We start from the raw sequence: 21,014 nt of genomic DNA on the forward strand, positions 1-21,014 counted from the left end.
AATATCATACTTTCGTTGATATTCCCCCCTTTATCAGCCGTATGCTGATGTCATGCCCACCGCGGTGATTGCCGACATCGTCTCGTCTCGCGAGCTCGTGAACAGGAGAGCGGCGCAACGCGACCTGGAGACCGCGCTCGCCCGGGTCGCCGCCGACGGCCCGCCCTCCGAACGAGCCCTCCTCCCCGTCGTCGGTGACGAGATGCAGGGGGTGTACCCGCATCTCTCATCGGCATTGGCAGCGACCATGCTGCTTCAGCTCGCCCTCCCCGAAGGCGTCGAGCTTCGATTCGGGATCGGCCTCGGCGAGATCGAGGAGATCCCGTCTGTCGGCGGCGCGTTGTCGGAGGGAGAAGCATGGTGGGCGGCGCGGGCTGCGATCGAGGAAGTCGAGAACCTCGCGCGCCGGGTCGCGCCGTCGGCGCGTACCTGGGTGGCGGCGACGGGAGCGGCGTCCGCGGAGATCAGTGAGATGGTCCGCGTGGCCAACAGCGGACTGCTCTCGCGCGATCGCGCGATCTCCCAGCTGAGCCCACGCACCCGGCGCCTCGTCTACGGGCGATGGCTGGGCCGCACTCAGAGCGATCTCGCTGCGACGGAGGGGGTCGGCCAGTCCGCGGTGTCGCAGGCCCTCGCGTCCGCCGAAGCCGGGGCACTCATCGAGGGGCTCCGGGTGCTCATCGGCGACCGAGGGTGAGCTTCACCAGATCGCCAGCCACACGGCTGCTGCCACGGCGGAGGCCCAGAGCAGACTGGCCAGGGTGCCGACGATGAACCGCTCGCGGGCGGCGGGTGTCGCCAGCTCCGAGAAGCGGCCGACGCCCTTCAGCGCGACGACCACGGCGATGACGGCCGGGAAACCGGCGAGGATCCCCAGGGCGATCGACGCCCGCTCGAGAAAACCGATCGTGGTCCCGCCTCGCAGGATCTCCTCCTGCCGGGACTCGGAGTGCTCGGCGGCGAGTTCGACGAGGATGCCTCCGCGCGGCCCCTCGGTGGTGCGACCGTCCGCGGCGACGAGGACCCAACGGGTGAACGGGTTGCCGCCGAGCACGGCCAAGGCCACCCCCAGGAACGCAAGGATCGCGCCGAGGAGCACCGGAACGTTGTAGGGGAGCACCGCGACGACGACGAGGGCGAGCAGGACGAGTCCGGCAGCGACGGACAGCAGGGATGCATGGGGGCGGCGTTGAGCGACGGTGACCAGGACGAGCGCGGCGCACAGGCAGAGGAACAGGAAGATCACGACGATCGCGACCGCCAGGGGGTCGGTGGCGTCGAGGGCATCCGTCATGCCGCAAGTGTGCCACGCAGCTCGGACAGGCCTGCGAAGGCGGATCCGGCCGGGTTCGGCGGAGCCGCGGCACGCACGGAGAGCGCAGAGCGCGCTGATAACCTGGCAGGCGTGTCATCCGCCGTCGTCGTGAACGCGACCGCCCCCGCGAACGATCCGTCCTTCGACAACGTCTGGGACGAACTGGTGTGGCGCGGACTGATCCACGTCTCCACCGATGCCGAGAAGCTTCGCTCGCTCCTCGGCGGTGAGCCGATCACTTTCTACTGCGGGTTCGACCCGACGGCGCCGAGCCTTCACCTGGGCAACCTGGTGCAGCTGCTGACCATGCGCCGTCTCCAGCTCGCCGGACATCGTCCGCTCGGCCTGGTGGGGGGATCCACCGGACTCATCGGCGATCCCCGCCCTTCGAGCGAGCGGACCTTGAACACCAAGGAGACCGTGGCGGAGTGGGTCGGGTACCTCCGTGCTCAGGTGGAGCGCTTCCTGAGTTTCGACGGTGACAACGCTGCTCGCATCGTGAACAACCTCGACTGGACGGCGCCGCTGTCAGCGATCGATTTCCTTCGCGAGATCGGCAAGCACTACCGCGTCGGCAAGATGCTGAGCAAGGACGCCGTCAGCGCGCGCCTGAATTCTGAAGCCGGCATCAGCTACACCGAGTTCAGCTACCAGATCCTGCAGGGGCTGGACTACCTCGAGCTCTTCCGCACGTACGGTTGCGTCCTGCAGACCGGCGGATCCGATCAATGGGGCAATCTCACCAGCGGTGTCGACCTGATCCACTACGTCGAGCACACGTCGGTGCACGCGATCGGCACGCCGCTGATCACCAACAGCGACGGAACGAAGTTCGGCAAGAGCGAGGGCAACGCCGTCTGGCTCGACCCCGCGATGTGCAGCCCGTACCGGATGTACCAGTTCTGGCTCAACACCGACGACGACGACGTCATCGCGCGTCTGAAGATCTTCACCTTCCTCTCGCGTGAGGAGATCGAGCACCTCGAACGGCTCGTGGACGCGGAGCCATTCCGTCGAGCCGCGCAGAAACGCCTGGCCGCCGAAGTGACCTCGCTCGTGCACGGGGAGGTGGCCACGGCCTCGGTCATGGCCGCCTCCGACGCCCTGTTCGGGCAGGGCGACCTTCGCACGCTGGATGCCGACACGCTGGCACAGGCACTGCGCGAGCTGCCCCACGCCGAGATGGATCGCGGTGCATCCGTGGTGCAGGCGCTCGTTCAGACCGGACTGGTCGCGAGCCTCTCTGAGGCAAGGCGTGCCATCGCGCAGGGCGGGGTCGCCATCGACGGCCTCCGCGTCAGCGACGACACGGCCACTGTCGACGGATCCCTGCCGGGCGGAGTCTCGGTGCTCCGTCGCGGCAAGAAGACGCTCGCGGGCGTCTTCGTCCGCTGACCTCCGTCCGTTCACCGCGCCTTCCCGAAGGCTCCCGGTGTCGACGCCCACGCAGGACCGATGAGCTCACCGTCGAAGGACGAGCCGGGTTGCGCTCCGCCATCATCGATCCTGCGTACGCACGCGCCGACGCGACGGCACCGGGTTCACCCGCGGATTTCCGCGGATCGCAGCCGCGACACGCCCGGGATGCGAGCACGATTTGCCAGTCCTGCAGGGCGCACGTAAATTATTACTTGTTCGCCCCAAAGGGAAGCGAGAGAGGCCGAGAGCCTCACCCCCCTCAAGCGGAGAACATCCCCCCTCAAGAAAGAGCTGAAGCTCGGACTTGAGACTCGTCGGCCGGAAGGTCTACGATGGGGAGCCCCCCCGACGATCGAGCCGATCGACCGTCATCCGAAACCTTTTCGGTTCCGAATGACACGATTTGACGGAGTCGAACACGGGGGCTAAGCTAGAGAAGTTGCCCTGCGGAGATGGTCGAGAGGCCAGAAAGCAGGAGCATCCGATCCTTGAGAACTCAACAGCGTGCACTTGTCAAATGCCAAATAACCTCGTTCCGGCGTAAGCCGGATAGAGATTCCTTTGGATCAAAGACCGACCTTCGGGTCGGCAACGGATAGTCAGCAATGATATCCCTTTGGTCAGATCAAACTCGCTGCTGTCGGTCTATTCCGACCGGCTCGCAGCAACATTTCTTTACGGAGAGTTTGATCCTGGCTCAGGATGAACGCTGGCGGCGTGCTTAACACATGCAAGTCGAACGGTGAAAGGGAGCTTGCTCTCTGGATCAGTGGCGAACGGGTGAGTAACACGTGAGCAACCTGCCCCGGACTCTGGGATAACAGCTGGAAACAGCTGCTAATACCGGATACGAGCTGCGAAGGCATCTTCAGCAGCTGGAAAGAATTTCGGTCCGGGATGGGCTCGCGGCCTATCAGCTAGTTGGTGAGGTAATGGCTCACCAAGGCGTCGACGGGTAGCCGGCCTGAGAGGGTGACCGGCCACACTGGGACTGAGACACGGCCCAGACTCCTACGGGAGGCAGCAGTGGGGAATATTGCACAATGGGCGAAAGCCTGATGCAGCAACGCCGCGTGAGGGATGACGGCCTTCGGGTTGTAAACCTCTTTTAGCAGGGAAGAAGCGAAAGTGACGGTACCTGCAGAAAAAGCGCCGGCTAACTACGTGCCAGCAGCCGCGGTAATACGTAGGGCGCAAGCGTTATCCGGAATTATTGGGCGTAAAGAGCTCGTAGGCGGTTTGTCGCGTCTGCTGTGAAAACCCGAGGCTCAACCTCGGGCCTGCAGTGGGTACGGGCAGACTAGAGTGCGGTAGGGGAGATTGGAATTCCTGGTGTAGCGGTGGAATGCGCAGATATCAGGAGGAACACCGATGGCGAAGGCAGATCTCTGGGCCGTAACTGACGCTGAGGAGCGAAAGGGTGGGGAGCAAACAGGCTTAGATACCCTGGTAGTCCACCCCGTAAACGTTGGGAACTAGTTGTGGGGTCCATTCCACGGATTCCGTGACGCAGCTAACGCATTAAGTTCCCCGCCTGGGGAGTACGGCCGCAAGGCTAAAACTCAAAGGAATTGACGGGGACCCGCACAAGCGGCGGAGCATGCGGATTAATTCGATGCAACGCGAAGAACCTTACCAAGGCTTGACATATACGAGAACGGGCCAGAAATGGTCAACTCTTTGGACACTCGTAAACAGGTGGTGCATGGTTGTCGTCAGCTCGTGTCGTGAGATGTTGGGTTAAGTCCCGCAACGAGCGCAACCCTCGTTCTATGTTGCCAGCACGTAATGGTGGGAACTCATGGGATACTGCCGGGGTCAACTCGGAGGAAGGTGGGGATGACGTCAAATCATCATGCCCCTTATGTCTTGGGCTTCACGCATGCTACAATGGCCGGTACAAAGGGCTGCAATACCGCAAGGTGGAGCGAATCCCAAAAAGCCGGTCCCAGTTCGGATTGAGGTCTGCAACTCGACCTCATGAAGTCGGAGTCGCTAGTAATCGCAGATCAGCAACGCTGCGGTGAATACGTTCCCGGGTCTTGTACACACCGCCCGTCAAGTCATGAAAGTCGGTAACACCTGAAGCCGGTGGCCCAACCCTTGTGGAGGGAGCCGTCGAAGGTGGGATCGGTAATTAGGACTAAGTCGTAACAAGGTAGCCGTACCGGAAGGTGCGGCTGGATCACCTCCTTTCTAAGGAGCATCTGGATGCCTCGGCATCCCAGAGCCCGCTTCGAGCGAATGTCTCGGAGGGGTCAGCTCATGGGTGGAACATTTGACGAGGTGCCTCACGGATCGTGCCGATCTCAGTACGCTGCTTGCAGCTGGAACGGAATGGTGCGGCTTCGAGAGGCACATGCACGCTGTTGGGTCCTGAGGGACCGGATGCGGGCCCCGCGGCGCTGATGCGCTTCGAGGCTCAGTCTGAACCTCAGGACCCTTCTTCGATGCCGCAACGCGGCATGCGGGAAGGGTACCGCCCGTACTTTGAGAACTACACAGTGGACGCGAGCATCTTAGAGACGCGTCGTTTACGACGCGCCTCACAAACGAATGATCGATAGATCAGCTCATGTGATTTCAAGTCTTTAAGAGCAAACGGTGGATGCCTTGGCATCTGGAGCCGAAGAAGGACGTAGCAATCTGCGATAAGCCTCGGGGAGTGGATAAGCACACTTTGATCCGAGGATCTCCGAATGGGGAAACCCCGCTGGGCGGCGTGCCGACCCAGTGACTCCCGCCTGAATATATAGGGCGGGTAGAGGGAACGTGGGGAAGTGAAACATCTCAGTACCCACAGGAAGAGAAAGCAACCGCGATTCCGTTAGTAGTGGCGAGCGAAACCGGAACAGGCTAAACCGAGTACGTGTGATATCCGGCAGGAGTTGCGTATTCGGGGTTGTGGGACTTTTCAGATTGTTCTGCCGAGCAGTCAGCGTTACAAGAAGGTATAGACGAACGGCATTGAAAGGCCGGTCATAGAGGGTGCCAACCCCGTAGTCGAAATGCCTCCCTTGACGCGAGAAGTATCCCAAGTAGCACGGGGCCCGAGAAATCCCGTGTGAATCTGTCAGGACCACCTGATAAGCCTAAATACTCCCAGATGACCGATAGCGGACAAGTACCGTGAGGGAAAGGTGAAAAGTACCCCGGGAGGGGAGTGAAATAGTACCTGAAACCGTTTGCTTACAAACCGTTGGAGCAGCCATAGCAGCTGTGACAGCGTGCCTTTTGAAGAATGAGCCTGCGAGTTAGCGATACGTGGCGAGGTTAACCCGAGTGGGGTAGCCGTAGCGAAAGCGAGTCTGAATAGGGCGATTCAGTCGCGTGTCCTAGACCCGAAGCGAAGTGATCTATCCATGGCCAGGCTGAAGCGACGGTAAGACGTCGTGGAGGGCCGAACCCACTTAGGTTGAAAACTGAGGGGATGAGCTGTGGATAGGGGTGAAAGGCCAATCAAACTTCGTGATAGCTGGTTCTCTCCGAAATGCATTTAGGTGCAGCGTTGCGTGTTTCTTGCCGGAGGTAGAGCTACTGGATGGCCGATGGGCCCTACAAGGTTACTGACGTCAGCCAAACTCCGAATGCCGGTAAGTGAGAGCGCAGCAGTGAGACTGTGGGGGATAAGCTTCATAGTCGAGAGGGAAACAACCCAGACCACCAACTAAGGTCCCTAAGCGCGTGCTAAGTGGGAAAGGATGTGGAGTTGCTCAGACAACCAGGAGGTTGGCTTAGAAGCAGCCACCCTTGAAAGAGTGCGTAATAGCTCACTGGTCAAGTGATTCCGCGCCGACAATGTAACGGGGCTCAAGCACGCCACCGAAGTTGTGGCATTGACATTATTGGTAGGCCTTCGTGGTCCAGCCGTGTTGATGGGTAGGAGAGCGTCGTGTGGCCAGCGAAGCGGCGGTGTGAACCAGCCGTGGAGGCTACACGAGTGAGAATGCAGGCATGAGTAGCGAAAGACGTGTGAGAAACACGTCCCCCGAATGACCAAGGGTTCCAGGGTCAAGCTAATCTTCCCTGGGTAAGTCGGGACCTAAGGCGAGGCCGACAGGCGTAGTCGATGGACAACGGGTTGATATTCCCGTACCGGCGAAGAACCGCCCCAGTCAATCCAGTGGTGCTAAGAGTCCTAGCCAGGAATGTACGGATCCCTTCGGGGTGAAGACGTCTTGGTGAACGCTCGACCCCATGCTGGTGCGGCTAGCGTATTAACAGGTGTGACGCAGGAAGGTAGCCCAAGCCAGGCGATGGTTGTCCTGGTGCAAGTGCGTAGGCCGAGTGATAGGCAAATCCGTCACTCATACAGGCTGAGACACGATGCGGATAAAAAGTGGGTGATCCTATGCTGCCAAGAAAAGCATCGACGCGAGGTTCAAGCCGCCCGTACCCCAAACCGACTCAGGTGGTCAGGTAGAGAATACCAAGGGGATCGAGAGAATCGTGGTTAAGGAACTCGGCAAAATACCCCCGTAACTTCGGGAGAAGGGGGGCCTTCGACGTACTAGGACTTGCTCCGAAAGCGTTTGGGGGCCGCAGAGACTAGTGGGTAGCGACTGTTTACTAAAAACACAGGTCCGTGCCAAGTCGCAAGACGATGTATACGGACTGACGCCTGCCCGGTGCTGGAAGGTTAAGAGGACGGGTTAGCCGCAAGGCGAAGCTCAGAATTTAAGCCCCAGTAAACGGCGGTGGTAACTATAACCATCCTAAGGTAGCGAAATTCCTTGTCGGGTAAGTTCCGACCTGCACGAATGGCGTAACGACTTCCCAACTGTCTCAACCACGAACTCGGCGAAATTGCATTACGAGTAAAGATGCTCGTTACGCGCAGCAGGACGGAAAGACCCCGTGACCTTTACTACAGCTTGGTATTGGTGTTCGGTGTGGCTTGTGTAGGATAGGTGGGAGACTTTGAAGCATGGACGCCAGTTCATGTGGAGTCATTGTTGAAATACCACTCTGGTCACTCTGGATATCTAACTTCGAACCGTAATCCGGTTCAGGGACAGTGCCTGGTGGGTAGTTTAACTGGGGCGGTTGCCTCCCAAAAAGTAACGGAGGCGCCCAAAGGTTCCCTCAACCTGGTTGGCAATCAGGTGGCGAGTGTAAGTGCACAAGGGAGCTTGACTGTGAGACTGACAGGTCGAGCAGGGACGAAAGTCGGGACTAGTGATCCGGCAGTGGCTTGTGGAAGCGCTGTCGCTCAACGGATAAAAGGTACCTCGGGGATAACAGGCTGATCTTGCCCAAGAGTCCATATCGACGGCATGGTTTGGCACCTCGATGTCGGCTCGTCGCATCCTGGGGCTGGAGTAGGTCCCAAGGGTTGGGCTGTTCGCCCATTAAAGCGGTACGCGAGCTGGGTTTAGAACGTCGTGAGACAGTTCGGTCCCTATCCGCTGCGCGCGTAGGAAGTTTGAGAGGATCTGACCCTAGTACGAGAGGACCGGGTTGGACGAACCTCTGGTGTGTCAGTTGTTCCGCCAGGAGCACCGCTGATTAGCTACGTTCGGGATGGATAACCGCTGAAAGCATCTAAGCGGGAAGCCGGCCTCAAGATGAGACTTCCATGCCTTCGGGCGAGAGGCTCCCAGCCAGACTACTGGGTTGATAGGCCAGATGTGGAAGTGCAGTAATGCATGCAGCTGACTGGTACTAATAAGCCGATGACTTGATAACACTTCGTTTGTGTTGCCCGCGTCCACTGAGTGGTTCTCGATGTACGGTCGAGAACCGCATGACAATGACTTTTGTTGTGCAGACTGAAACATCAATAGTGTTTCGGCGGCCATAGCGAGAGGGAAACGCCCGGTCCCATTCCGAACCCGGAAGCTAAGCCTCTCAGCGCCGATGGTACTGCAGGGGGGACCCTGTGGGAGAGTAGGACACCGCCGGACTTCTTTCGAGAAATGGCCACCCAATGTTGGGTGGCCATTTCGCGTTAACGGCCCAAGCAGGGTCGGAGGGGAGTGCGTCATGACCGAGGATCGACGCGGAAGATCGGATGATCGGAGGGATCGTCCGTCCCGCGACAGTCGGGGAAAGGACGCTGCGGGCCGGGAGAGCCGTCCCGACCGACCTCGGCGGTCCTCCACGGACCGAACGCCGTCGTCCGATCGCGGCAAGCCTGCGCGAAGCGGCGCTGACCGCCGGGACCGCGACATCGGACGCGACGGCGATCGTCGGAGCGCGCCTCGTCGTGAGGGCGAGCGCAGCGGTGGACCTCGACGTGACGGAGATCGAGGCGCCAGACCTCGCCGAGACGATCACCCCCGTCACGAGGAACGTCGTTCCCGCCGGCCGCAGTCCGAGCGGATTGCCGAGCCGGAGCTTCCCGAGGAGATCACGCCCCGGTCGCTCGACGCCGCCGCGCGCAATCAGCTGAAGACCCTGAGCAAAGAGAATGCCGAGGCGGTGGCGCGGCACCTCGCCATGGCTGCTCTGCTCATCGACGAGGATCCGACGCGAGCGCACGAACATGCTCTCGCCGCCACGCGTCGTGCCGGTCGTGTCGCCGTGGTGCGCGAGACCGCGGCGATCACCGCATACGCCGTCGGGGATTTCGCTCTGGCGCTGCGGGAGTTGCGCACCTATCGACGAATCTCCGGGCGTGACGATCAGATCGCCCTCATGGTGGACAGCGAGCGGGGGGTCGGTCGCCCGGACCGCGCTCTGGAGGTCGGCAGGGCGGTCGACCGCACGGTCCTTCCGACGGATGTGCGAGTGCACCTGGCGATCGCGATGTCTGGTGCACGGCTGGATCTCGGCGAGACCGAGCGGGCGCTACAGGAGTTGGACATTCCCGAACTCGACCCGGATCGCGCGTTCCCTTGGAGCCCCGACCTCTTCGCCGCGCGAGCGACCGTGCTCGAAGAGCTCGGCCGTCACGAGGAGGCGGCGTCGTGGCGTGCGCGCGCCGACGTGGCCGCCGATGTCATCGCCGGCGCGAACGGTGACGACCAGTGGGAGACCGTCGAGATCGCCGAGGTGATCGAGGAGATGGTCGATGTCGACCCCGTTTCGCCGTCTGCCGTCGCCGACCTCGAGGTCGATGTCACCGCCGGCGACGATGCAGGCGAGCGCGGCTGATGGCACTGTTCGGGAGACGGGGCGCGGGGCCCACGCCGCTCGACGGCGTGGACGTGCTCCTCGCGGATCTCGACGGTGTCGTCTACGCGGGTGCCGGAGCCTTGCCGTATGCAGTGACCTCGCTCACGCGGGCCCGTGACGGTCGGCGCCTCGCCTACATCACGAACAACGCCTCGCGCCCGGACACCGCGGTCGCGGAGCACCTCACGTCACTCGGGCTCCCCACTGCGGCGGAGGAAGTGGTGACGAGCCCGCAGGCAGCCATGCGGCTTCTTGCGGCACGCGTCGAAGCCGGTTCGAGGATTCTCGTCGTGGGCGGCGAGGGATTGACACGGGAGGTCGAGAAGGCCGGCTTCGTTGTGACCCGCAGCGCGGCCGATGAACCTGCGGCAGTCGTGCAGGGGTTCGCGCCGGAGGTCGGGTGGCTGCAGCTGGCCGAAGCGGCGTACGCCCTGAAGGTTCCCGAGGAGGACGGCGGGATCCCGTGGATCGCCACGAACACCGACTGGACGATCCCGCAGGCGCGCGGTGTCGCGCCCGGCAACGGCACGCTCGTATCCGCTGTGCACACGGCAGTCGGCCGACTGGCGACGGTCGCCGGGAAGCCGGAGACGCCGATCTTCGAGGAGGCGGTGTCGCGGTTCGGTGCGCACCATCCTCTGTTCATCGGTGACCGGCTCGACACCGACATTCTCGGTGCTGGGCGGGCCGGCATCGATTCTGCTCTCGTCTTGACCGGCATAGACCGACCCAAGCAGGTGCTCGCCGCACCGCCCGGATCGCGGCCCACGTATCTTCTCGGCGATCTGCGGGAGCTGCACGAGCCTTACCCTGCCGTCCGCGTGTCGGGCGACACCGTCACGGTGGGTCGGGCGCGTGTGCGGATCGACGGCGGCGACGTGCTCATCGACAGCGACGGCGACCGGCCGATCGACCTGCTTCGTGCCGGCGCGACGGCGATCTGGAACACGGGGCGCGCGATCTTCGGATTCCGTGTGCCCGAGCGGCTCTACGCCGACCCGTTTCACCGGCCGTGAGGGTCGAGAGGGGGCGGATCAGCCATCCGCCCCCTCTCACTCATTCCGGCGGCGTGTGCGCCAGGGCACGACGACGACGCGGGACGATCCGCATCACCGCCATACCGGCCGCGATCAAAGCGAAAGCGGCGAGGCCGAGCCACAGCGAATCGAATCCGGTGGCAGCGAGCGCTCCCGCTCCCGCGCCGGCTCCCATCGACGAAACGGCGTCGTTGTACATGGACGTCTCCTTTCCCTCTCACCACGCGCGTTGACGTCGGGTCAACGCGTCGAAGTAGGCCTTGGTGTGAACAAGCTGCAGGAACACATCCAGCAGCAGTTCGTACATGAGTGCCGCAGGCAGCATGTAGCGCCAGCCGCGGTCGCGCAGCGTGACGATGCGTTCGACCACGAAGATCGCGGTGACGCACAGCCAGAAAGGCTGCAGGCCCCACTGGCCCGTGACCACGGCGACCACGATGGTCGCGAGATACAGGTACGTCACCACGCAGCCGACCATCGTCAGGAGCTGCCGTCCCCAATAGGGCCACGTCACCCGCGTCAGCCCGTACTGCACGCAGTTCTCCACCGCCCCGCGCTTCCATCGCAAACGCTGACGCCAGAGCTCCGTCCAACTGGGCATCACCTCCGTCACGAGCGTGCAGCCGGCGGGACTGAGCACCTCGTAGCCGAGATGCTTGATGGCGAAAGTCAGTTCGTTGTCCTCGGTGAGGACGGTCGTGTCGTACACGCCGCCGTGGCCATCTCCGGAAGGAAGAGCGCCCCTCTCGCGGGCGCGGCTGATCTCGCGGAGGACGGCGGCTCGCATCACCGCTGCGGTTCCCGTGACGACGAGACATCTGCCATCCAGGCGCCGCACATCGCGCCCGTAACGGGCGTATTCGTTGCGTTGCAGGTGACCGACGAACCCGCCTCCCCCCGATCCGCGGAAGACGCCCCCGACGGCGCCGATCCGGGGGGAGGCGAGTGCGCGCAGCGCCGTGATGATGAACGCTGCGTCCAGGGCGGAGTCGGCGTCTTGAACCAGGACGAGGTCGTCATCGTCCAACTCGTTCAGCATCACGGCGAGCACCTGGTTGAGGGCGCCCGCCTTCTTCGCGGTGTTGCCCGTCGTCGGCCATACGTCGACACCGAGGTCCGCCGCAACGGCAGCGGTGTCGTCGGTGCAGTTGTCGGGGACCACCACGATGTGATCGGGGGGCGTGCTCTGCTGTCGCAGCCCCTGGATGGCAGCGCCGATCCCCGCCGCCTCGTTGTGGGCCGGGATGACCGCAACAAGCATGACCACTCCTCTCGTCCGTCACAGTGGAACGTGAACGATGGAGTGAGAATGAGGCGGAAAAGGCCTGATTCGAGGTTGTTTTCGGGTCAAACGGGTGACAACGACGTGTGCTCGAGGGGTGAATCGAGGGTGAACCCGACGGCCCTCCGTCGCGAGCGGACACACGAAGAGGACCGACGGGATGAGCCCCGTCGGTCCTCGTCGTTTCTGTCGGTGCGCGTCAGGTGGTCAGAACACCGAGACTCCGCGCGCGTTCGAGCGCGCCGTCACGCGTGGAGGCTCCCAGCTTCCGATACACGCTTCGCAGCTGCGTCTTGACGGTGTTGAGGGAGACGTGAAGCGACTGTGCGATCGTGCGCGGTGATTCTCCGGCAGCGAGCCGCGCGAGGACCATCCGTTCTCGGGGGCTGAGCGCGATGGCTTCATCGGCGATGTCGCCCGCAGCATCGACGGTCGACGCCAAGACCTCGAGCAGTGCTCGCTCCGCCGTGTCGAGATCGCCGCGCGTCGCTCGTTCGATGAGAAGGGAGAGAACCCTGCCGGGCACCTTCCGGAAGGCGCGGAGGGCTCCGCTCCTGGCGCACTCGCGAAGGAGGAATCGGAAGGCGGCGTCCGCGGAGCGGAGATCGCCGAGAAGCACGCGCGCCTGTGCATCGATCGCCGCGGCGTAGGTCAGGGACCGGATCGGGTGATCCTCGTCGAGGAAGCAGTTCCGGATCTCGTCCACCGCCCTGTGCGGTTCGCCGATCGCGAGCGCTGCGCGAGCCCGCAGGGCTGCGCCGCACACCAGGTGTGCGGGATCGGATTCGTCACGCAGCACGACGGCAGCCCGCGCGAGGTCGCCGGCGTGCATGAGCGCCTGCGCGCGATCTCCCATGCGGATGACGCCGAGGAGGCCCGCCCCTGTGCTCTCGCGTTCGATCACTCGCATCCGGCGGATCGCCTCGAAACGGCCCTCGAGGTCATCGCACTCCTCCGCCAGGAGTACCTGCAGGTGCCGCGCCAGGAACTCGAATTCCGATCCGTCCACTTCGCTCATCAGACGACGGAGCGCAGGCGCGTGGTGTCTGAGCTCGTCGCGCTCGGCGGCGATGAGCATCTCGGCGATCTCCAGCGGTGCTGTCCACAGCCCGCCGGGCATACGGTCGGCGAGGGGTCGAGCTGTGCGCATGACCCTGTCCGCCTCGGTGACGCTTCCCGTGAAGACCTCGACGATCGCGAGGAAGCCGAGAGCTTCGATGCGCTTGTGCGGAGTCAGGGTGGCGTCCGCGTCCCGCAGACCGCGCTCGAGGTCGCCGCGCGCGCGGAACAGATCTCCCATCAGGACGCGGATCGTGCCCCGTTTGAGCAGGGCGGCCGACCGCAGGTCGAGCCGATCGCGAATATCGCTGTGCGACGAGGAGAGGATCTCGAGGGCGGCGTCGGCGGAGTGGAGAGCTGCGAACAGGTCGCCGCGGGAGCGCTGCACGAGGCAGCGCAGAATCGCAGCTGACGCGCGCAGCCGGCCGCTCGTCTCAGGCCTGGCCTCGATCAGGATCTCGGCCTTCTCGAGGTAGGGCAACGCCCGCCACGCGCCGGCGGCTCCTTCCCATCGATAGGTCGCGGCCATGGCAAGCAGGAGACCTATGTCCTCGGACCAGAGATCCGTGGGATGGGACAGCACCCACGCGCGCAGCGCGGCGTCCCCCCTGCTCAGGGCCAGATTCCAGCCCTCGTCTGCCTCGGTGGGATTCATCGCCCCGGGCATGGGCGACGACGGATCGTAGACCGTCAAGGTTCGGGTTCCTTCCAGTCATCCACTGCCGACATCGCCGACACGGGTGCCCACTCCCGCTGTTCGGATCGACGCCATCGGCCGTAGAGTCCTCTGACTTTAAATGTTCGGAGCGGGTGCGGGATCGGATTCGAAGTATTCTGTGAGAATGACAGGCGGCTCCCAGGAAGCCGACGGCCCGGCACCGTCGGAGTTGCTGTCGGCGCTGGAGATCATCGAATCGCAGCCGTTGGCCGAGCGTGCCGACGCCTTCACCGCGATCCACGATGATCTCGCCCGGCGCCTGGACCAGACCCTCGGCGCCGGCGACCCGGCGCACCGATGACCGATCGTCTCGACGCGGCCCTGGCTGCCCGGGGTCTGGCGCGTTCTCGCACGCATGCCGCCTCGCTGATCTCCGCCGGAGCGGTGCGGGTCGGCGGCATCGAGATCCGGAAGGCCTCCCACCGCGTCGCCGACGACGCGGTCATCGACGTCGCCGCGGCCGATCACTACGTCAGCCGCGGTGCGGTCAAGCTCGTCGCGGCCCTCGATGCCTTCGACGTCGATCCCCGGGGACGCGTCGCGCTCGATCTCGGAGCATCCACGGGCGGCTTCACGCAGGTGCTTCGCGAGCGAGGCGCCCGCACGGTGGTCGCCGTCGATGTGGGTCACGGTCAGCTCGATGGGCGCATCCGTGCCGACGCCGCAGTCGTCGTCGTGGAGGGCTTCAATGCACGCGAGATGGCCCCTGAGGACTGGCGGTCGTGGTCGGCGGACACGACCGGCCCGGCGATCGTCGTCGGGGACCTCTCCTTCATCTCGCTGCGCCATATCCTCCCGGCCATCGCCCGTGTCGCGGCGGCATCGGCCGATGTCGTGCTGCTGGTGAAGCCGCAGTTCGAGGTCGGGAGGACCGGGGTGAGGGAGGGGCTGGTGACAGACCCCTCCGCGCGTGCCGACGCGGTCGCCGGTGTGCTGTGGAGCGCGTGGGACAGCGGTTTCGGGACGGAGGGTGTCATCGCCTCGCCCCTCCTCGGTGCGCGTGGCAACAGGGAGTTCCTCATCCACCTCCGACCGGGGGCGGGGCAAAACCCGACAGAATGGCTCGGGACCGTGAACGACGTGGCAGGGGAGCGATGACCGAGCCGGAGCGCAACATCCTCGTCGTCGCGCACGCGCATCGGCCTGCGACGATCGACGCGGCGACCCGTGTGATCACGGCGCTGAACGCCGCCGGAGCCCGTCCCGTCCTTCCCGCCGACGACACGGCCGAGATGCGCCTGCTGACCGAGCGCCTGTTCCGCGCCGAGGAACCGGAGGCATCGCGCGCCCGCATCGGCCGGCTCGGCGACGACGTCGCGATCGACGACATCGAGCTGGCGATCGTCCTCGGCGGCGACGGCACGATCCTCCGCGCGGCCGAACTCGTCCGCGACGGCCGCGCACCTGTCCTCGGGATCAACATGGGCCACGTCGGCTTCCTCGCTGAGATCGAGCCGGATGACATGGACGACGCCGTGCGCATGGTCATCGCGCGCGACTACGAGGTCGAGGAGCGCTTGACCCTGTCGGTTCGGGTGAAGGATGCCTCGGGTGCCGTGGTGTACGACACATGGGCGTTGAACGAGGCGACCGTGGAAAAGGCGAGCCGCCAGCGGATGCTCGAGGTCGTGATCGAAGTCGACGGGCGACCGCTGTCGAGTTTCGGATGCGACGGGGTCGTCGTGTCGACTCCGACCGGGTCGACGGCGTACAACTTCTCCGCCGGCGGCCCGATCATCTGGCCGACCGTGCAGGCCATCTCGGTGGTGCCGCTCTCGGCGCACGCTCTGTTCGCGCGGCCTCTTGTGGTCGGACCCGAGCACGCCGTGGCGATCGAGGTGCTCGATCGCACCGACGACACCGGCATTCTGTGGTGCGACGGACGCCGCTCCCACGACCTGCCCCCGGGTGCCCGTGTCGTGGTGCGTCGCGCCACGCATCCGGTCCGGCTGGCTCGCCTGCATCCAGCGGCCTTCACCGACCGGCTGGTGCGCAAATTCCGTCTGCCGGTCGAGGGCTGGCGGGGCCCGAGCACCGCGTCGGGCCGCGAGCGACCGTCATGATCGAGGAGATGCGTCTGCGCGGTCTCGGCGTCATCGCTGAGGCCACCCTGCCTCTGGGTCCCGGATTCACGGCGATCACCGGTGAGACGGGAGCCGGGAAGACGATGGTGGTGACCGGGCTCGGTCTGCTGCTCGGTCAGCGCGCCGATTCGTCGGTGGTTCGCGCGGGAAGCGGTCAGGCCGCGGTCGACGGGGTCTGGACAGTACCCGCGCGCGGCCCGGTCGCCGCCCGCGTCGAGGAGGCCGGGGGAGAGGTCGAACCTCTGGACGACGATCGGGCCGAGCTCTTCCTCGGCCGGACCGTCACCAGCGAGGGTCGAAGCCGCGCGAGTGTCGGCGGTCGGTCGGCCCCCGCCGGGGTGCTCGCCGACGTCGCCGACCATCTCGTCGTCGTGCACGGTCAGTCCGACCAGCTGCGCCTCCGCTCGACCGCGGCCCAGCGGGATGCCCTCGACCGCTTCGGCGGGGAGCCGGTGCGCTCCGCCCTCGCGGTCTACCGGGAGGTCTTCCACCGACACCGCCAGCTCGATGACGAGCTCCGTGTCCTCCTCGAGGCGCGCGAGACCCGCGCCAGGGAAGCCGACGACCTGAGGGCTGCCGTCGCCGAGATCGAGCAGGCCGATCCGCAGCAGGGGGAGGACGTCGAACTCGCGGTGCGTGCGGAGCGCCTGGCCAACGCCGAGGAGCTGCGGCTGGCTGCCGCCGCTGCCCATGACGCCCTCTCGAGCGATCTCGACGTGCCCGATGCGGCGACGCTGGTCGCCGAGGCCCGGCAGGCGCTGGAGCGGGTGGATGATCCGGCGCTGCGCGCCCACGCCGATGAGCTGGCCGACATCGGGTACCGCATCGTCGATGCCGCCACGGCCCTCTCGGCCTACCTCGCCGATCTCGACGAGTCCGGGCCGCGTGAGCTCGAGCAGGTGGAGGAGCGCCGCGCGGTCCTCGGAGCGCTCGCGCGTCGACACGGCACCCTCGACGCGGCGATCGCGTTCCTCGCGTCGGGATCCGCGCGGCTCATGGAGCTCGACGACGACGGCGACCGGGTCGCGCGCCTGTCTGCGGACCGCGATGAGGCGGCTGCTGAGCTCGACGCCGCAGCCGCGGCGCTGTCGGCCGCCCGGAGGGATGCCGCAGAGCGGCTGGGGCAGGCGGTGACGGCAGAGGTCCGCGCCCTGGCGATGCCCGACGCGCTCGTGCGGGTCGACGTCGCCGAGACCTCGGGGAGCGCGTCCGGCCGAGACGAGGTGACCTTCCTCCTGGCCGCCCACCCCGGGGCGGAGCCCCGGCCGGTGGCGCGCGGCGCCTCGGGTGGCGAGCTCAGCCGGGTGATGCTCGCGATCGAAGTGGTCATCGCAGGAGCGGATCCCGTGCCCACCTTCGTCTTCGACGAGGTCGACGCGGGCATCGGCGGCGCCGCCGCCATCGAAGTCGGCCGTCGCCTTGCGGTGCTCGCCCGATCGGCGCAGGTGATCGCGGTCACCCATCTCGCCCAGGTGGCGGCTTTCGCGGGCAACCATCTGACGGTGGAGAAGGCCAGCGACGGTTCGGTCACCGCCTCGAGCGTGCGGCGGCTGTCGGGTACAGACCGGGAAGCCGAGATGGCGCGCCTGCTCTCGGGCATGCCCGACTCCGATGCGGCGCTGACCCACGCCAGAGAACTCCTCGAACTCGGCGCTGCGACCGCAGCGTCACCACAACCGGCTGATAGGATCGAAGCCCGTGATGCAGACTCCTGAGGCGGGACCGAACGACGACACCACCAGACACATTTTCGTGACGGGCGGTGTCGTCTCTTCATTGGGCAAGGGGCTGACCGCCGCAAGTCTGGGCAATCTCCTCACCGCCCGAGGTCTGCGTGTTGTGATGCAGAAGCTCGACCCGTATCTGAACGTCGATCCGGGCACGATGAACCCCTTCCAGCACGGCGAGGTGTTCGTGACCGATGACGGTGCCGAGACCGATCTGGATATCGGGCACTACGAGCGTTTCCTCGACATCGATCTCAGCCAGGCGGCCAACGTCACGACCGGGCAGATCTACTCCCAGGTCATCGCTCGTGAGCGCCGGGGGGAGTACCTCGGCGACACCGTTCAGGTGATCCCGCACATCACCGACGAGATCAAGCGCCGGATGCGCCTGCAGGCAAGCGAAGAGCCCCGGCCCGATGTCATCATCACCGAGATCGGCGGAACCGTCGGCGACATCGAGTCGCAGCCGTTCATCGAATCCGCTCGGCAGATCCGACACGAGCTGGGGCGAGGCAACGTCTTCTTCGTGCACGTGTCGCTGGTGCCCTTCATGGGCGCCTCGGGCGAGCAGAAGACCAAACCCACGCAGCACTCGGTGGCCGCACTCCGCTCCATCGGCATCCAGCCCGACGCGCTCGTCCTTCGAAGCGACCGCCCCGTCACCGAGGGCAACAAGCGCAAGATCGCTCTGATGTGCGACGTCGACGAGGACGCGGTCGTCAACGCCGTCGATGTGCCGAGCATCTACGACATCCCCACCATGCTGCACGAGCAGGGGCTGGACGCCTACATCGTCCGAGCCCTGGGCCTGGAGACCGCAGCCGACGTGGACTGGTCCCGGTGGGACAAGGTGCTGCAGGCGGTGCACAACCCCAAGCACGAGGTGACGATCGGCCTGGTCGGAAAGTACATCGACCTTCCCGACGCCTACCTCAGCGTCACCGAGGCGCTGAAGGCCGGCGGCTTCGCGCACGAGACGCATGTGACCATCCGATGGATCCCCTCCGACGACTGCCAGACGCCCGAGGGCGCGGCCAGAGCGCTCGGCGATCTCGACGGGATCATCGTTCCCGGCGGATTCGGCATCCGGGGGATCGAGGGAAAGCTCGGCGCGCTGCGGTTCGCCCGCGAACAGGGCATCCCGACGCTCGGACTCTGCCTCGGTCTGCAGTGCATGGTGATCGAGTACGCGCGCAACATCGCCGGTCTCGATGATGCCTCCTCGAGCGAGTTCGACCCCGAGACGCCCTACCCGGTGATCGCGACGATGGCCGAGCAGGTCGACATCCTCGATCGCGGCGATCTCGGCGGAACCATGCGCCTGGGGCTCTATCCCGCGCAGCTGGCCGAGGGCTCCGTGGCCGCCGAGGTCTACCAGTCCGACCGCGTGCTCGAGCGGCACCGTCATCGCTACGAGGTCAACAACGCCTACCGCGAGCAGCTCGCCGAGGCGGGTCTGGTGTTCTCGGGGCTCTCACCCGACCGCAACCTCGTCGAATACGTCGAGCTGCCTCGCGAGGTCCACCCGTACTACATCGCCACGCAGGCCCATCCCGAGCTGCGCTCCCGGCCCACAGAGCCGCATCCGCTCTTCCGGGGTCTCATCGGCGCCGCCCTCGACCGTCACCGCGCCAGCGAACTGTTCGACGTCGACAATGGCTGAGCCCGCGACCTCGGAGCGCCTCGGCGACGAACCCGTCACGCCCCAGGTCGCCTCCGCAGAGCGCGTCTACACCGGCCGGGTGTGGAACGTCCAGCGCGACGTCGTCCGCTACGCAGGCGACGAACTCGTCCGCGAGTACGTCGCGCACCCGGGCGCGGCCGCCGTGGTCGCTCTCGACGTCGAGGACCGCATCATCGTCATCCAGCAGTACCGCCATCCCATCCGTCATCGCGACTGGGAGATTCCGGCGGGACTCCTCGACGTCGAGGGAGAGCCGCCGCTGGAGACCGCGAAGCGGGAGCTCGCCGAGGAGGTCGACCTCGTCGCCGAGCGGTGGGATCCGCTGGTGAGCATCTTCACCACCCCCGGCGGGAACGACGAGCTCGTGCACCTCTTCCTCGCCCGCGGTCTCTCCGCCGCCGCCGAGGTGCACGCCCGTGGTGAGGAGGAGGCCGACATCCGCGTGGAGTGGATCGCGCTCGCCGACGTCGTCGACGCCGTCATCGCCGGGAGGTTCCGCAACGGCATCCTGGCGACCGGCGCGCTCGCCGCCGCGGAGGTCCTCCGGCGCGAGCGCGCGGCAGGCTGAACGGCACCATGAGCCCCGCAGGCTGGCCGATCCGATGACGCCGGAACGGGCGGTGAACGCCTACCTTCGCCATATCACCGTCGAGCGGGGGCTTTCCGACCACACCGTTTCGGCGTACCGCCGCGATCTCGGCGTCTACCGGGAGTGGCTCGGACGGCGTGGCATCCCTGATCTCAGCGAGGTCACTCCCCAGCTGCTCGAGGAGTTCGTGGCCGAGCGCGCACGCGAAGTCCCACCGCCGGCGGCATCCAGTCTCGCGCGTCTGCAGTCCTCGGTTCGGGGTCTGCACCGCTTCCTCGTGCAGGAGGGAGTCCAGGACGCCGACCCCGCCGGCACGCTTCGCCCCCCGAAAGCTCCGCAGCGGTTGCCCAAGGCACTCACCGTCGCGCAGGTGGAGCAGCTGCTGGATGCCGCGGGGCCGGCGCCCGGCGCCGCGCAGCCGGGTGATGAGGTGGGCCTCAGAGACCGCGCGCTGCTCGAACTGCTCTACGCCACCGGAGCGCGGGTCTCGGAGGCCGTCCAGCTCGATCTCGACGACGTGGCACACCCCGCGGTGCTCCGCCTACGAGGCAAGGGCGCCAAGGAGCGGATCGTGCCGGTGGGATCGTACGCTCAGGCGGCGCTCGGTGCGTACCTCACCCGTGCCCGCCCCGAGCTCTCGCGACGCGGTCGGGCGACTCCGCGGCTCTTCCTCGGCGCGCGCGGCGCGCCGCTGTCGCGTCAGAGCGCGTGGCTGGTGATCCAACAGGCGGCGGAGCGGGCGAAACTCACCGCTCACGTCTCGCCCCACACTCTCCGGCACTCCTTCGCCACGCACCTGCTGCAGGGGGGCGCCGATGTGCGTGTGGTGCAGGAGCTCCTGGGACACGCGTCGGTCACGACGACGCAGATCTACACCCACGTGAGCGTCGACGCCCTGCGCGACGTTTACGCGACCAGTCATCCGCGCGCCCGGTGAGCCGTGATGGGTGAGCCTCCCGGGCCTGGGGGCGCGCGTCGTTA

The 21,014-nt window shown here is 65.5% G+C and carries 15 protein-coding genes and 3 rRNA genes; 14 read left to right on the plus strand and 4 right to left on the minus strand.

Translation table 11 applies throughout. The features are described from left to right. Positions 1 to 52: 52 nt before the first annotated feature. On the plus strand, positions 53 to 697 hold the full coding sequence (locus tag V6S02_RS04300; protein ID WP_336399981.1) for a SatD family protein: 645 nt from the start codon (positions 53 to 55) through the stop codon (positions 695 to 697). Positions 698 to 700: 3 nt separating this feature from the next. On the opposite strand, the gene V6S02_RS04305 is transcribed toward V6S02_RS04300, so the two are convergent. Continuing rightward, positions 701 to 1,294, minus strand: coding sequence for a hypothetical protein (locus tag V6S02_RS04305; protein ID WP_124292958.1), 594 nt, complete (start codon positions 1,292 to 1,294; stop codon positions 701 to 703). Between the two features lie 111 nt (positions 1,295 to 1,405). Between V6S02_RS04305 and tyrS the strand changes: the two genes are divergently transcribed. The 6 genes from tyrS (at position 1,406) to V6S02_RS04335 (ending at position 10,869) form a co-directional block, all read left to right on the plus strand. Continuing rightward, complete coding sequence (gene tyrS / locus V6S02_RS04310; protein ID WP_442927892.1) at positions 1,406 to 2,710, plus strand: tyrosine--tRNA ligase; 1,305 nt, start codon at positions 1,406 to 1,408, stop codon at positions 2,708 to 2,710. Between the two features lie 698 nt (positions 2,711 to 3,408). Further along, positions 3,409 to 4,930: ribosomal RNA gene (locus V6S02_RS04315) — 16S ribosomal RNA — on the plus strand. Positions 4,931 to 5,315: 385 nt separating this feature from the next. Continuing rightward, positions 5,316 to 8,422, plus strand: a 23S ribosomal RNA gene (locus V6S02_RS04320). Between the two features lie 101 nt (positions 8,423 to 8,523). Then, positions 8,524 to 8,640, plus strand: a 5S ribosomal RNA gene (gene rrf, locus V6S02_RS04325). The 16S, 23S and 5S rRNA genes sit together here, the layout of an rRNA operon. Before the next feature lie 517 nt (positions 8,641 to 9,157). Continuing rightward, a complete protein-coding gene (locus tag V6S02_RS04330) occupies positions 9,158 to 9,832 on the plus strand; it encodes a hypothetical protein (RefSeq protein WP_240638427.1) in 675 nt (224 codons plus the stop codon). Next, positions 9,832 to 10,869, plus strand: a complete 1,038-nt coding sequence (locus V6S02_RS04335; RefSeq protein WP_336399982.1) for an HAD-IIA family hydrolase — start codon at positions 9,832 to 9,834, stop codon at positions 10,867 to 10,869. Before V6S02_RS04330 ends, V6S02_RS04335 begins: the two co-directional genes overlap by 1 nt. A gap of 40 nt (positions 10,870 to 10,909) precedes the next feature. Here V6S02_RS04335 and V6S02_RS04340 read toward each other — a convergent pair whose 3' ends face one another. From V6S02_RS04340 to V6S02_RS04350, 3 genes are all read right to left on the minus strand, one after another. After that, entirely contained in the window at positions 10,910 to 11,089 is a 180-nt protein-coding gene (locus tag V6S02_RS04340) for a hypothetical protein (RefSeq protein WP_124292960.1), read from the minus strand. 18 nt (positions 11,090 to 11,107) lie between these two features. Then, the gene (locus V6S02_RS04345; RefSeq protein WP_336399983.1) at positions 11,108 to 12,151 is read right to left on the minus strand and encodes a glycosyltransferase; all 1,044 of its coding nucleotides are present in this window, start codon (positions 12,149 to 12,151) and stop codon (positions 11,108 to 11,110) included. Between the two features lie 220 nt (positions 12,152 to 12,371). Further along, entirely contained in the window at positions 12,372 to 13,925 is a 1,554-nt protein-coding gene (locus V6S02_RS04350) for a LuxR C-terminal-related transcriptional regulator (RefSeq protein WP_336399984.1), read from the minus strand. Between the two features lie 148 nt (positions 13,926 to 14,073). Between V6S02_RS04350 and V6S02_RS04355 the strand changes: the two genes are divergently transcribed. From V6S02_RS04355 to xerD, 7 genes are read left to right on the plus strand one after another with little or no spacing between them, the layout of a single operon-like run. Beyond that, a complete protein-coding gene (locus V6S02_RS04355; RefSeq protein WP_164478169.1) occupies positions 14,074 to 14,250 on the plus strand; it encodes a hypothetical protein in 177 nt (58 codons plus the stop codon). Further along, positions 14,247 to 15,047, plus strand: coding sequence for a TlyA family RNA methyltransferase (locus tag V6S02_RS04360; RefSeq protein WP_336399985.1), 801 nt, complete (start codon positions 14,247 to 14,249; stop codon positions 15,045 to 15,047). Before V6S02_RS04355 ends, V6S02_RS04360 begins: the two co-directional genes overlap by 4 nt. Next, complete coding sequence (locus V6S02_RS04365; protein WP_336399986.1) at positions 15,044 to 16,012, plus strand: NAD kinase; 969 nt, start codon at positions 15,044 to 15,046, stop codon at positions 16,010 to 16,012. Before V6S02_RS04360 ends, V6S02_RS04365 begins: the two co-directional genes overlap by 4 nt. Then, entirely contained in the window at positions 16,009 to 17,748 is a 1,740-nt protein-coding gene (gene recN / locus V6S02_RS04370) for a DNA repair protein RecN (RefSeq protein WP_336399987.1), read from the plus strand. Before V6S02_RS04365 ends, recN begins: the two co-directional genes overlap by 4 nt. Further along, positions 17,735 to 19,423, plus strand: a complete 1,689-nt coding sequence (locus tag V6S02_RS04375; protein WP_336400775.1) for a CTP synthase — start codon at positions 17,735 to 17,737, stop codon at positions 19,421 to 19,423. Before recN ends, V6S02_RS04375 begins: the two co-directional genes overlap by 14 nt. After that, the gene (locus V6S02_RS04380) at positions 19,416 to 20,012 is read left to right on the plus strand and encodes an NUDIX hydrolase (protein WP_336399988.1); all 597 of its coding nucleotides are present in this window, start codon (positions 19,416 to 19,418) and stop codon (positions 20,010 to 20,012) included. The genes V6S02_RS04375 and V6S02_RS04380 overlap by 8 nt, the downstream gene beginning before the upstream one ends. A gap of 34 nt (positions 20,013 to 20,046) precedes the next feature. After that, positions 20,047 to 20,970 (plus strand): site-specific tyrosine recombinase XerD, encoded by a 924-nt coding sequence (xerD, locus tag V6S02_RS04385; protein ID WP_124292967.1) that lies wholly within the window; start codon positions 20,047 to 20,049, stop codon positions 20,968 to 20,970. Positions 20,971 to 21,014 lie beyond the last annotated feature (44 nt).

Origin of the sequence: Microbacterium sp. CCNWLW134 (assembly GCF_037083565.1) — a bacterium.
GTDB lineage: Bacteria > Actinomycetota > Actinomycetes > Actinomycetales > Microbacteriaceae > Microbacterium.

Coding starts and splice junctions, on each gene's coding strand:
- V6S02_RS04300 (WP_336399981.1), top strand. CDS start 53: ATGCCCACCGCGGTGATTGCCGACATCGTCTCGTCTCGCGAGCTCGTG.
- V6S02_RS04305 (WP_124292958.1), bottom strand. CDS start 1,294: ATGACGGATGCCCTCGACGCCACCGACCCCCTGGCGGTCGCGATCGTC.
- V6S02_RS04335 (WP_336399982.1), top strand. CDS start 9,832: ATGGCACTGTTCGGGAGACGGGGCGCGGGGCCCACGCCGCTCGACGGC.
- V6S02_RS04340 (WP_124292960.1), bottom strand. CDS start 11,089: ATGTACAACGACGCCGTTTCGTCGATGGGAGCCGGCGCGGGAGCGGGA.
- V6S02_RS04345 (WP_336399983.1), bottom strand. CDS start 12,151: ATGCTTGTTGCGGTCATCCCGGCCCACAACGAGGCGGCGGGGATCGGC.
- V6S02_RS04355 (WP_164478169.1), top strand. CDS start 14,074: ATGACAGGCGGCTCCCAGGAAGCCGACGGCCCGGCACCGTCGGAGTTG.
- V6S02_RS04360 (WP_336399985.1), top strand. CDS start 14,247: ATGACCGATCGTCTCGACGCGGCCCTGGCTGCCCGGGGTCTGGCGCGT.
- V6S02_RS04365 (WP_336399986.1), top strand. CDS start 15,044: ATGACCGAGCCGGAGCGCAACATCCTCGTCGTCGCGCACGCGCATCGG.
- recN (WP_336399987.1), top strand. CDS start 16,009: ATGATCGAGGAGATGCGTCTGCGCGGTCTCGGCGTCATCGCTGAGGCC.
- V6S02_RS04375 (WP_336400775.1), top strand. CDS start 17,735: ATGCAGACTCCTGAGGCGGGACCGAACGACGACACCACCAGACACATT.
- V6S02_RS04380 (WP_336399988.1), top strand. CDS start 19,416: ATGGCTGAGCCCGCGACCTCGGAGCGCCTCGGCGACGAACCCGTCACG.
- xerD (WP_124292967.1), top strand. CDS start 20,047: ATGACGCCGGAACGGGCGGTGAACGCCTACCTTCGCCATATCACCGTC.